Here is a 10974-nt window from a genome sequence, read left to right on the forward strand (position 1 = left end):
CCCCAGAAGGGGTAGTCGCCGGTGGCGGCCGCGTCGCGGCCGGGGCGGTGCGCGTCGAGCGCGACCGGGACCACGCCGGGCGCGGCACCGGCCTCGGCGTGCGAGGCGTAGCCGATCGCGCCGGGGATGCGGGCCACCGCCTCGAGCATGTCGCGGGTGAGCGGCACTTCGCAGGCGGCCGCTGCGGGCGGATCGGCGACCTGGACGGCACGGCAGCCGGACTGCGGCAGGGCGACCGGACCGCCCGCGAGCAGCCGCTGCTGGAAGGTCTCGCGCGTGCCGGAGCCGAGCGCCCGGTTGATCAGGCGCACCGGCTGGTCCGGGCCGCCGAGCTGTTGCCAATTGTCGACCCGGCCCTGATACAGATCGCGGATCTGGCCGGTGGTCAGGTCAGGCATGCCGAGCCCGGCGTGCACGATCACCGCGAACACGGCCATCGCCAGCGGACGCGGCACCAGGTCGGGATAACCGACGCCCTTCGGTCCGTCGGTGACCGCGAGCAAACCGGGGTTCCCGCGGCCCTCCTCGTCCACCCGGGCCAGCCCGCGCTCGCTGCCGTCGAAGGCGAACGTGAAACGCGCTGCGGGGCAACCCTTGTGGTATGCGGCCGCGGCGTCACGGACCACCGGTTCGAACGCCGACGAGCCGACGAGCGTAAGTGCGCCCGAAACACAGTCCGGCGCAGGCGGATCGTCGCCGAACAGAGCCACGGCGAACTGCGCCACGATCACGACGACCAGGAATGTCATGAATCCCAGCACCGTCCGGGAAAGCCCGGTGCGGCTGCGGGTTTCGGCGACCCGGCCGCCGGTGAGCTTGCCCCGCAGCACCGGAGCCGGGGATTCGCCCTCGCCCGCTGTGCGCTGGAGGATCGCGAAGATCTTGTAGTGGTCGTGCCGGTTCATCGGCACCTTGGGCAAGTCGATGATGCCGGCGCCGTGACCGGAATCCACCCGGGCGCCGATGCCGCGACCGGGTTCGAGATGGTCGCCGAGCGTCGGCTCGCTCAATTCGGTGACCGCCATGCCGACCACCCGGCGCTGCGGAAATTGCAGGTGCAGCCCGACCGGCCCGTCGGGCATCGCGTAATCGGTCCGGTCGATATCGGTGACGCCGTTGTTCTCGATGCGGATCAGCACGACCGACAGGTCCTTGAGTTCCGCGCCCGCCCGGCTGTCCTCCGGTCGTATCTGGGTCAGCACGCCCGGATAGACCGATTCGATCTCACCGGTCACGGGAGTGTCCATCTGCACCCGATAGCCGAGCTGTTTGCGGCGGATGACCACGAATTCCCACAGGAACGCGACCATCGACACCGCGAGCGCGACGAGCGGTAGTCCGATCTGGACCAGATAGTTGTCCACCTGGCTGTATTCCCCCCGAATGCGTTGTTTGCCAACCATGTTCGGCCTGCCCGCGCCCCCGGGCCAGGCCCGACATGCGATGTTGGGCAACATTTCACCGGTTCGACAGCGCCGCCCCCGTGCCTACGTCAGCGAATACTCCACGCGGGAGGCCGAATTCGCCCGCCGCCGGTCACGAATCCGTGGGGGCTGGATCGGGGATCTCGCCGGGGCGGTAATTGGGGAGCCGTGCCGCGGGAACGACGGCCGTGGCGCTGACCGCGGCCAGCAGCAGGAGGCCGAATTTCAGGGTGTCGAGCCGGGCGTCCTCGTTGACCGCGATCGCGGCGTCGATCTGCTGCGGCGAAGCGTCGGTGGCGCTCAGCTGTAGCAAACAACAGGCTACGCATAGTCGGCCGGGTACCACCAGCATTCCGCCCGGCGTTGTTTCCGGCCTCGGAGTGCGGGCTCGCTCGGCGCGTCGGGGCCGTTTCCGATGTCGGGACACTGGTCGGTACGAAACATTATGTGTCCCAAGTGTTTCGGAGTACGCGGGTGGGGAAGGCTAATGGCGAACGGCGTCCAGGGGTGGGCGTAGTGCAGAGCCGTCCCAGCGCGCGGATGCCGTACAAGAGTGAGTCGCCGATGTTCGAGAACGACCAGATATTCGACAATCCGGGCCGCAGCGCGGTGGTGCTCGGGGAGCAGTTCGCCGGTTGGTCACAGCGGGACGTGAACGAATTTGTCATCGCCTGTGACCGTCTGGTGCGGCACCTGTTCACCGCCGGACTGCGATTACGCTTGCGCCGCAACGGCTCCGAGGCCGCCGCGGACGACCTGACCGTGGTCCTCGATGATTTGGACGCGCTGATCCGCGACACGGGAATGGCCATGCTCCCGCTGGTGGAATTCTTCGGCAGCTTCGCCGCCGAGCCGCCCCGCCACCGGGAGCGGTGAGGTCGCTCAGCCGATCCGCGCGGACAGCACGCCGTCGAGTTTGCGAATGAATCGCGGCATATGCGGGTCGGTGGCGGGCAGGCGGTGCGGGTCCAGATCCCACCAGCGGCCCTCGTCGAACTCGGCCGGATCCAGCGGGTACTCGCGGCTCCGGTCGCCGCGGACGACATGCCACAGGCTCACGTCGACGTGCGGACTGTGGCCGACTGTCGTCGCGACGGTCAGCAACAGCGGTTGCTCGCCGACCACGGTGAATTCGGCCTCCAGCCCGAGTTCCTCGTACGCCTCGCGCCGCGCCGCGGCCAACGGGTGCTCGCCCGGGTCGACGTGCCCGCCCATCGGAAGATCGAGCCCCGATTTGCGGTGACGGCCGAGGTATACGGCCCGCCGGTCGGGATCGACCAGGACGACGTAGCTGACCAGGTGCCGCGGCGGTGTATCGGGTTTGACGCGCCGGAAGATGTCGTCGGTAGCGGCGAGCCATGTCAGCGTGTCGTCGCGATGTGCGCGTTCCAGATCGTCGGTGGGTGCGATGCTCGCCACGATCTCGGCGACTGTCGCGGTGGCCTGCTGCATGAGTCGAACCATAGCGTCGGGCACCGACAAACTGCGCGCCTCGGCTCACTCCGGTTCGCCCGATAGGCCCGCGTTTTCCGGGGTATGACGTGGAGCGAAGCCACCGTGCCGACGCGCGTCGAAGGAAAACCCATGCGCCACATCTCGATTGCCCTGCTCATCTGCATGGCCGCACTACTGCCGACGGCCTGCGACCGCAACACCGAAGACCTCGATCCCGCACCGGACACCACCAGCTCGACATCGGCGTCACCGGCCACCACCGCGCCGAATGCCATTCTCCCGCCACAAGGTTCACGTTCGGTATCGGTCCCCTCCGGCAGCACCCCCGACGAAATCCGCCGCCGCACCTGCGAAGAACTTTCCCCCGAAGTGAAAAGAGCGCGCGCCGCGTCCGGCCAGGCAGGCGTTGATCACGCAGTGGCCGAGGCCATCTCGAAACTCCCCTCCACCCCGGACTGGCAGGTCTTCAGCGAAGACCAACGCCAGGCCGCGATAGCCGGTGCCCAAGCCGCAGCCACCGGCAACTGCCGGTGAGTGCGGCGTACTGGACCCCGAGCCCCGCTAGCTGGGTGTCGGCTTCGGCGGTCTGAGCATCCTGCGGTGATTTCCTGCCTGAGCAGGCGGAAGGAATTATCGTCTCGGTGGCTGAGTAGACCGAGAATCGAGGGGCATCATGGGTACGACAGTGACCGACGAGGAGATTGCGGCGCTGGCTGCGACCGCAAAACCTTTCAGCCTGGCGTTGTTGCGGTGGGGGCCGGAGCGGGCGATGGACGGGGCGGGCGCGATCGAACTCGAGCATCAGCGGCGCATGGTCGCGTTGCGGGCCGACGGGGTGATCGCGGTGCTGTGCCCGGTCGCTTCCGATACCGTCGCCGGTGTCGCGATCATGACCGTGCCCGCCGAGGAAGGCGCGCGGATCATGGCCGCGGATCCCTGCGTGCGGGCCGGGATGATGACCTGCGAGGTCCATCCCTGCCACGGATTCCCCGGAGACTCCCTTCCTGGATGAACGGCTACCTCGGTCGAGCGGCTACGCGGTCGGTCGACTGGATGTTCTCGATGTGCGAATCACCCGAGTCGGGGGCGAATCCGCACCGGAGATGCCTGGGCACTGGTGAGAACGTCTGAGGCGCAGTCGATCTGAGCGGCACAGGTCGGATCGAGGGATGTGCTGCGAGTAGGCGGCTACGGGGTGGCGGTGCGGGCGTTCGGGTCGAAACCGCCGGGTACCTCGTAGATCGCGCCGGTGAAGGTGGCGCCGAACAAGCGTCCCGCGGCGAAACCGCTGTCGCCGCGCCCGTAGCTGACGACGCTGGTTTGCGGGCCGCCGGTGCCGAGCAGGCAGTACTGACCCGGCGCGTCGATGCGGACGATCTGGCCGGAGGGGTTGAAGGGCACTACCGGCCGGTCCAGTGAGTCCAGGGTAAGGCCGTCCGGTGCGGCGAGCGTATCGGGACCGCCGAGATCCAGAAGCGATTGCGGGGCAGCGGGATTCGCGACCGGGATCCGGCTCACCCCGGGGTTGACGAAAGTGCGTGAGACATAGAGGTACTCGTCGTCGGAACCCAGGACCGCGCCGTTCGCACTGGGCAGCCTGGCCCAGTCCGCCTGCACCCCGCCGCCGGGGGCGACGCGGCCGACGAGGGTGCCGAAGTCGTTGGTGGCGAACACGGTTCCGTCGGCGGCGACATCCATGCCGTTGGCCGCGCTCAGCCCGGCCGCGAACGGCGCCACGGCTCCGGTGTCGGGGTCGAGTGCCACGATGCCCGCGTGGCGGAGCACGTCGCCCGCCACGACACGCGGATCTGCGCCGTACCCGACCAGGAGCTTGTTGTCCGGCGTCCACGCCAGCGCCCCCGCGCCGCCGCCCGGCACCGTGGCGATCGGGACCGCGGGTGCGCCGGGGGCATCGATGCGGAACACCCGGCCGCTCAGCAGATCGGTCGTGTAGGCGCGGCCGCGGGCATCGACCGTGAGCCCTTCCAGCGCCGCGCCCGGCACAGCCGCCACCGGTACGGTGCCCTGCCCGCCGCCCGGACACACCGGAGCCGCGCTCGCCGCGGGAGCCGTCGCCGTGACCGCGCCCGCGAAGGCCAGTGCCACCAGGCCGATCGCCGTCTTGTGCTTGCCGCCCATCTCACACCTCGCTGTTCGTCTCGCCGGTCGGGTTGTTCGTGTCGTTCGCGATTCTCGTCCATCCGCCGCGACGTGGGGTGTATTTCTTCGGCTCGGTCGAAAGCGAGTGCGGGCACGCTCGAGCTCGGGGGGATGCGTCGATGAGGTCCTGGCAGTTGGCCGGCGGTTTGGCACAACCGGCCTGAGCGGACACAAATGGCCGACTCGAAGCCGGATTCTGCCGTCTCAGGGCGTTTTGTGTCCGCTCAGGCCGGGGCGAATCCTCCCAAGATCATGAGGTCCGGGTGGTAGCGCCGAGTTGCATCCTGTACCTGGGTACAGGCTTACCGTGGAAACATGATGATTTCGCCTGATGAGGGGGACTGGGTGCCCGATGCGTGCACCCTGCCGACAGTGGAGCAACCGATCCGGGTCGCCGAGTTCGACCGGTTGTTCGCCGAGTCGGTGCAGCGCACCCATCGGCCGGGCCCGACCGTCCTGGAGCTGATGCTGTCCGGCGACGCCGAAACGATCGCTCGCGATCTCGCGGCACGGGAAACGGGCTGCTGTTCGTTCTTCGATTTCGGCTTCACCTCGACCGAGACCGGTGTGACGATGCGGGTCGCGGTTCCCGACGCCTACGCCGAGGTGCTGGATGCCTTCGCCGCGCGGGCGGAGGCCGCGATCGGTGAGACTCGATGACCGGCCTGCGCACGAGTGAACTGGCGGCAGCGGCGGGAGTGAACGTCCAGACTCTGCGCTACTACGAACGCCGGGGCCTGCTCGCCGAACCGGCCCGCACCCTCGGCGGTCACCGACTGTATCCGCAGCAGGCAATCACGGTGCTGCGCGTGATCAAGGCCGCACAGCGGCTCGGGTTCACTCTCGACGAAGTCGCCGACCTCTTGGCCGCGACCCACTTCGGCAGCCATCACCGGAAGGCGGGGTTGCCCGCGCGAGCGGCGGCGAAGCTGGCCGAGGTCGACGCCGAACTCATGGAGCTGACAGCGATCCGCGACACCCTCCGCGCCACAGTGGAGGCCGGCTGCGACGACCTGATCGCGTGTAGCGAGAACCCCGCGTGTCCGATGCCGTTCCACAGCCCACCCGGATGGGCGGACATGATGACGAACCCGGGCTCCTAAACTCGCTACCCATGACTTTCGCGCGTTCGATCCTGCTGTTCGTCTTGGCCGCCGTCGCCGAGATCGGCGGGGCCTGGCTGATCTGGCAGGGCGTGCGTGAACACCGCGGCTGGGCCTGGATCGGCGCCGGCGTCATCGCCCTCGGCGTCTACGGGTTCGTCGCGACCTTGCAGCCGGACGCCAATTTCGGGCGCATCCTCGCCGCTTACGGCGGTGTCTTCGTCGCCGGATCACTGCTCTGGGGCATGGCATTCGACGAGTTCCGGCCCGACCGCTTCGACATCACCGGCGTCCTCGTCTGCCTGGCCGGCGTCGCCGTCATCATGTACGCACCACGCGCTGCCTGAGCCCGGGCCTTCGCCCTCGTTCCATGCAGTGGATCGTGGCCCGCAGCGGGTCTGATGCCTTGCGGCTCAGGCGAACTGGGCGTACAGCTCCGGGAGGAACTGGGCGAGATGATTCATCTCCTGCCCGCAGTGCAGCAGCAGGTCACGGGCCAGGGGAAGGTCCAGGACGAGGTCCCGGGGATCGAGGGCGGCGCCGCGTTGGACCGCGTTCGCGGCCTGCTCGGCATCGGGCACGTGCAGCCCGTACATGTCCAGGTAGAAGCGGCTGCGCATCTCGCTGCCGCCGGGGACCGGGCGGACCTGGTGCGCCAGCCAGCCGAGATCTATCGGCGCGACCGCGCTGCCCACGCGGGCGAAGACGAGGGTGTGGTCGTCGGGCACGTCGAGCCCGTGCGCGCGTGGGTCCTGGAACGCGATGGCCAACTGCTGCAACTTGGGCCCGATGTACTCGTCGACATAGGACACCGTGCCGATGTACGCCGGGCGGCCTGGGATTCGGTCCGCGGCATTGCCTACCGTCGTCGCGGCGAACATGTGGGCATCGGGATGCCAGAGCTTGTAGCGGGCCGACTCGATGCTGTGCCAGCCGAACCACCAGTCCCACATGGCCGCGGTGACCCGGGGCATCGGCGTATGGACGGCCACCCACAGCGCGCCGGAACGTGTTCGCCCGTAACCGGTTTCGACCACGGAGTAGCCGGACGCGACGAGATCCTCGCTGAGCAGCGGGAATTCGGGGATCAGGTCCGCGGCGATCGGCGGACCGTCGTGAGCGGTGGAGACGGTGACCGGCGCGGGGAGGGTGTGCTCGGTCATGAAGCGCGAGTACGGTTGCGACCAATCGGCGGCGGAGTAGCCGGGGTAGCGGCCGGTTGCGACGGCGTGCCCCTGCGCGGCCGTTCCCAGGATCAGCGCTCCCGCGCCGGCGGCCGAGAAGAATGTCCGGCGTGACAGCGCACCATCTCTCACCATGCGTCGACATTATGGTCCGGCGTGTGCGAACAATCGGATGTCACCGGTTTCTGTGACAACGCACAAGTGTCGCAGCGACCCGTTGCTGTTGCCCGTTGCCCACCAATGCTGCCGTGTCGGCGCTGCGGTGTTGAGGTTGCTGCGTTGCCAGCGTAATCTCGCGCGTCATCTTCAGGCAGGGAACGGCGGTCCGCGTCGGTTACGTCGTGGCGGCCCGGCCTGCCCTTCGGCCCGCGCGCACGCCGACCACCACGATGACGGCCAGAGTCGCCAGATAGGGTGCGGCGTCGCCGAATTGCATTGGCAGGCCGATGGTTTGCAGGCGGAAGCCGAGGGACTGGGCGTAGGCGTAGACGGCGAGGATGCCCAGCATCGGGCGCAGGCGGCCCCCGGTCAGCAGCAGGACCAGCACGATGATCCAGCCGCGCCCGGCGGACATGTTCTCGGTGAACAGCGCCACCGAACCGAGCGACAGCTCCGCACCGGCGAGACCACCGAGCGCACCCGAAGCCAGCAGCGCCGCGAACCGGTACCGGTCCGGCCGCACGCCCAGCGACTGCGCCGCCTCGGCGTAAATCCCTATGCCGCGTAGGCGCATTCCAGCAACCGTGCGGTGCAGAAAAGCGGAGGTGGCAGGCACCGACAGCAGCGCGAGCAGTCCGAGCGGGCTCAGCGCGGCGAGCGTCGGCCCGATCCAGGGCAGCGCGTGTTCGGCGGCGGCGAACCAGTGCGGCAACCTGGCGAGATCGGGCCGATGATAGGTGCCCCGGACATGAAACACCGCCTGTAGCGCGAAGGTGGTGAGACCGGCGGCGATCACATTGATCGCGGTGCCGAGAATCAGCGGATTGCCGTGGCGTGAAACGGTTCCCACGGCCAGTAGGTACGCCGTCCCGACACCGGCGGCGACCGCGGTGGCCACCCCCACGACCGCGCTGCCCGACAGCGCGCTCCCGGCGACGGCGGCGAAACAGCCGATCAGCAGCAGACCCTCCAGCGCGACATTGAATACCCCGGCCTGATGGCAGATCAACCCGCCGAGTCCGAGTAACAGCAGCGGTATCCCGCTGCGCACCGTCGCGGCCACGATGTCCGCGGACAGAAACAGGTCGACAGAGATCATCGGCGGACTCCCCAGCGCCGCGCCAGAGCACGCGGCGTCGGCTTGATCGTGACCAGGAAGACGACCATGGCCTGCACGACCGTCGAAACGTAAGCGGACAGGCCGAATTCGCGCTCGATCTCCTGCCCGCCCACCCCCAGCGCCGTGAACAGGAAACCGACCACCAGCACCGCCCCGGGGCGGCTACGGGCGAGCAGCGCGACCAGCAGCGCCGTGATCGGATAGCCGCTGCCGTCCAGCGCGCCGTCGATGAGCCGGTAATGCGAACCGAGCACGACCAGCACACCCATCAGCCCCGCGATCGCGCCACCGGTAGCCATATTGATGACGATGGCCCGCGGCGTGCGAATGCCGACTGCCTCGGCCAGATGCGGGTTGAGCCCGATGATCCGGGTTTCGAAGCCGATCGGCAGCCGCGTACCGACGAACACGCAGCCCGCGAACACCGCGGCCACCGCCAGCAGCGACCAGTTCACCCCGGCGCCCAGCAGCGTCAGGATGTGCGTGCGGCCGAACCAGTTCTCCAGCAGGCGTCCGGGAGGCGAATCCGGTCCGGCGATCGCGCCCACCCGCCGCTCGCGCGGGACGGCGCGGGAGGCGTCGCGGGATGTCGACGGGTCCTTCAGCACGACTTTGATGAGGTAGGAAGTGATCGACACGACGGGATAATTCAACAGCAGCGACGTCGCGAAAACCGGTGCGCCCAAACGCGTATACAGCACGGCCGAGGTGCTCGACAGCAGCGCGCCGGCCAGTGCCGCCACCGTCAGTGCGGCGAGCATCGCCACCGGCGCGGGCCCGGGCAGCGCCAGCACGACGGTCGTGCCCGCCAGCCCACCCGCGACGAACTGCCCGGCCCCGCCCAGGTTGAACTGCCCCGCCCGGAACGAGAACGACAGCGCCAGCGCCAGCCCGATCACCGGAATCGCCTGCTGCACAGTCGTTACCAACCCCGCCCCGGTCAGCGCGCCCCGCACCATGCTGCCGTACACCCGCAGCGGATCGTGGCCGGTGGCGGCGAACAGGACCGTGGTCGCCAGCCCGGTAAGCAGCACCGCGGCCACGACGTCGGCAACCTGCACCCGATCCACCCGACCGGCCCGCACCCGCGCCGTAAACCGTTGCAGCAGACCCCTCTTCGCCTCGACCTCGCCGGACTCCCGCTCCCGCGTAGTCGCGACCTTCAGCCGGTGGTCACTCATACCACTGTCCGTGCGGTCGCACGCCTAGCCCGAGATGCGCTGCACATGCCGACTTCTCCTGTGATCGCGCGCGCCGGCCCGGACTGATGCTCATACTCGCCTTCAGTGCGTTCGCTTGCCCGCGGCCTGGTGGTGTTGCTCCTGCCCGCCTTTGGTGTGATTGCGAGTTCTGGCCCGGACTGATGCTCCTGCCCGCCTTCGGCGTGATCGCTTGCCGCGGCGTGGTGGTCATGTTCATGCCCGCTTTCGGTGTGTTCGCTCGCCGCGGCGTGGTGGTCTTGCTCGCGCTCGCTTTCGGTGTGTTCGCTTGCCGCGGCCTGGACGTCTTGTTCATGCCCGCCTTCGGTGCGTTCGCTTGCCCGCACGCCCTCGGGGCGGTCACGCCGCGCTCGGCGCTGGGGCCGGGGCGCCGCCGGACATGAGCGCGCCGATCTGCTCGGCGTCGGCCTGTGCGCCGTCGAATTCACCGGCCAGGCGGCCGTCGGCGAGGACGAGGATTCGGTCGGCGAGGGTCAGTAGTTCGGTCAGTTCGGTGGAGATCAAGAGGATGGCGCCGCCCTCGGCGCGGTACTCGTCCAAGCGCTCGTAGATGAATTCGATCGCGCCCAGATCGACGCCGCGGGTGGGTTGTTCGGCCAGCAGCAGTGCCGCGCCGTGCGCGAGTTCCCTTGCCACGACCAACTTTTGGGTGTTCCCGCCGGACAGCGTGCGGACCGGTGCGGTCGGATCGGGGATCCGGATGCCGAATCGATCGATCAGCTGCCGGGCGTGCGCGCGCATCGCCCGCGGGCGCAGTAGTCCGCGCAGCGCCAGTGGCGGAGCGCGATGGAAGCCGGCGGCGAGATTGGTGACGGCGTCGGCCTCGTGGGCGACGCCGCTGCGGTTGCGGTCCTCCGGGATGTGCGCCAGACCGTGGGCGCGCCGCTCGGAGTGCCCGGCGGCGGTGACGTCGGATCCGGCCAGAGTGATGGTGCCGTCGACGCCGGTGCGGTGTCCCGCCACCACGGCCGCGAGCGTCTCCTGCCCATTACCCGCGACCCCCGCGATACCGACGATCTCACCGGCCCGCACGGTCAGTGACACATCGTGCAGGGCGCCGCGCCGGTCGCCGGGGGGGACCCCCAAGAGAGGGGGGACCCCCGCCCCCCCCGGGGGGGGGGGCCCCCCCCGCCCCCACAAGATAAGACC

The 10974-nt window shown here is 69.2% G+C and carries 15 protein-coding genes; 7 read left to right on the top strand and 8 right to left on the bottom strand.

The annotated features are described in order from the left end of the window. Both QH470_RS11865 and QH470_RS11870 read right to left on the bottom strand, forming a co-directional pair. The coding region (locus tag QH470_RS11865) for a substrate-binding domain-containing protein (protein WP_280272374.1) at nt 1-1403 on the bottom strand (1403 nt) is incomplete at its 3' end. A 133-nt stretch (nt 1404-1536) separates the two neighbouring features. After that, complete coding sequence (locus tag QH470_RS11870; RefSeq protein WP_280272375.1) at nt 1537-1737, bottom strand: hypothetical protein; 201 nt, start codon at nt 1735-1737, stop codon at nt 1537-1539. A gap of 251 nt (nt 1738-1988) precedes the next feature. Here QH470_RS11870 and QH470_RS11875 point away from each other — a divergent pair, with 251 nt between their 5' ends. Beyond that, the gene (locus QH470_RS11875; RefSeq protein WP_280272376.1) at nt 1989-2300 is read left to right on the top strand and encodes a hypothetical protein; all 312 of its coding nucleotides are present in this window, start codon (nt 1989-1991) and stop codon (nt 2298-2300) included. A gap of 6 nt (nt 2301-2306) precedes the next feature. Here QH470_RS11875 and QH470_RS11880 read toward each other — a convergent pair whose 3' ends face one another. Further along, a complete protein-coding gene (locus tag QH470_RS11880; protein ID WP_280272377.1) occupies nt 2307-2876 on the bottom strand; it encodes an NUDIX hydrolase in 570 nt (189 codons plus the stop codon). A 132-nt stretch (nt 2877-3008) separates the two neighbouring features. Here QH470_RS11880 and QH470_RS11885 point away from each other — a divergent pair, with 132 nt between their 5' ends. Both QH470_RS11885 and QH470_RS11890 read left to right on the top strand, forming a co-directional pair. After that, nucleotides 3009-3413, top strand: coding sequence for a hypothetical protein (locus QH470_RS11885; RefSeq protein ID WP_280272378.1), 405 nt, complete (start codon nt 3009-3011; stop codon nt 3411-3413). A 139-nt stretch (nt 3414-3552) separates the two neighbouring features. Then, a complete protein-coding gene (locus QH470_RS11890; RefSeq protein ID WP_280272379.1) occupies nt 3553-3891 on the top strand; it encodes a YciI family protein in 339 nt (112 codons plus the stop codon). 176 nt (nt 3892-4067) lie between these two features. Here QH470_RS11890 and QH470_RS11895 read toward each other — a convergent pair whose 3' ends face one another. Beyond that, nucleotides 4068-5018, bottom strand: a complete 951-nt coding sequence (locus tag QH470_RS11895; RefSeq protein WP_280272380.1) for an SMP-30/gluconolactonase/LRE family protein — start codon at nt 5016-5018, stop codon at nt 4068-4070. Nucleotides 5019-5354: 336 nt separating this feature from the next. Between QH470_RS11895 and QH470_RS11900 the strand changes: the two genes are divergently transcribed. From QH470_RS11900 to QH470_RS11910, 3 genes are read left to right on the top strand one after another with little or no spacing between them, the layout of a single operon-like run. Next, nucleotides 5355-5699 carry a hypothetical protein gene (locus tag QH470_RS11900; RefSeq protein WP_280272381.1) on the top strand — a complete coding sequence of 115 codons (345 nt, stop codon included), beginning with the start codon at nt 5355-5357 and terminating at the stop codon, nt 5697-5699. Further along, on the top strand, nt 5696-6142 hold the full coding sequence (locus tag QH470_RS11905) for a MerR family transcriptional regulator (protein ID WP_280272382.1): 447 nt from the start codon (nt 5696-5698) through the stop codon (nt 6140-6142). The genes QH470_RS11900 and QH470_RS11905 overlap by 4 nt, the downstream gene beginning before the upstream one ends. 11 nt (nt 6143-6153) lie before the next feature. Further along, nucleotides 6154-6489: a YnfA family protein gene (locus QH470_RS11910; protein ID WP_280272383.1), complete on the top strand. Its 336-nt coding sequence runs from the start codon at nt 6154-6156 to the stop codon at nt 6487-6489. Between the two features lie 66 nt (nt 6490-6555). On the opposite strand, the gene QH470_RS11915 is transcribed toward QH470_RS11910, so the two are convergent. The 3 genes from QH470_RS11915 to QH470_RS11925 form a co-directional block, all read right to left on the bottom strand. Continuing rightward, nucleotides 6556-7461, bottom strand: a complete 906-nt coding sequence (locus QH470_RS11915) for a DAPG hydrolase family protein (RefSeq protein WP_280272384.1) — start codon at nt 7459-7461, stop codon at nt 6556-6558. 199 nt (nt 7462-7660) lie between these two features. After that, entirely contained in the window at nt 7661-8584 is a 924-nt protein-coding gene (locus QH470_RS11920) for an ABC transporter permease (protein WP_280272385.1), read from the bottom strand. Next, nucleotides 8581-9786, bottom strand: coding sequence for an ABC transporter permease (locus tag QH470_RS11925; RefSeq protein WP_280272386.1), 1206 nt, complete (start codon nt 9784-9786; stop codon nt 8581-8583). Before QH470_RS11925 ends, QH470_RS11920 begins: the two co-directional genes overlap by 4 nt. Nucleotides 9787-9968: 182 nt before the next feature. On the opposite strand from QH470_RS11925, the gene QH470_RS11930 reads away from it, so the two are divergent. Next, nucleotides 9969-10208, top strand: coding sequence for a hypothetical protein (locus tag QH470_RS11930; protein WP_280272387.1), 240 nt, complete (start codon nt 9969-9971; stop codon nt 10206-10208). Here QH470_RS11930 and QH470_RS11935 read toward each other — a convergent pair. Continuing rightward, nucleotides 10165-10869: an ATP-binding cassette domain-containing protein gene (locus QH470_RS11935; RefSeq protein WP_280272388.1), complete on the bottom strand. Its 705-nt coding sequence runs from the start codon at nt 10867-10869 to the stop codon at nt 10165-10167. The genes QH470_RS11930 and QH470_RS11935 overlap by 44 nt on opposite strands. Between the last annotated feature and the right edge of the window lie 105 nt (nt 10870-10974).

Source organism: Nocardia wallacei (assembly GCF_029868745.1).
In the GTDB taxonomy this organism is placed as follows: Bacteria; Actinomycetota; Actinomycetes; order Mycobacteriales; family Mycobacteriaceae; genus Nocardia; species Nocardia wallacei_B.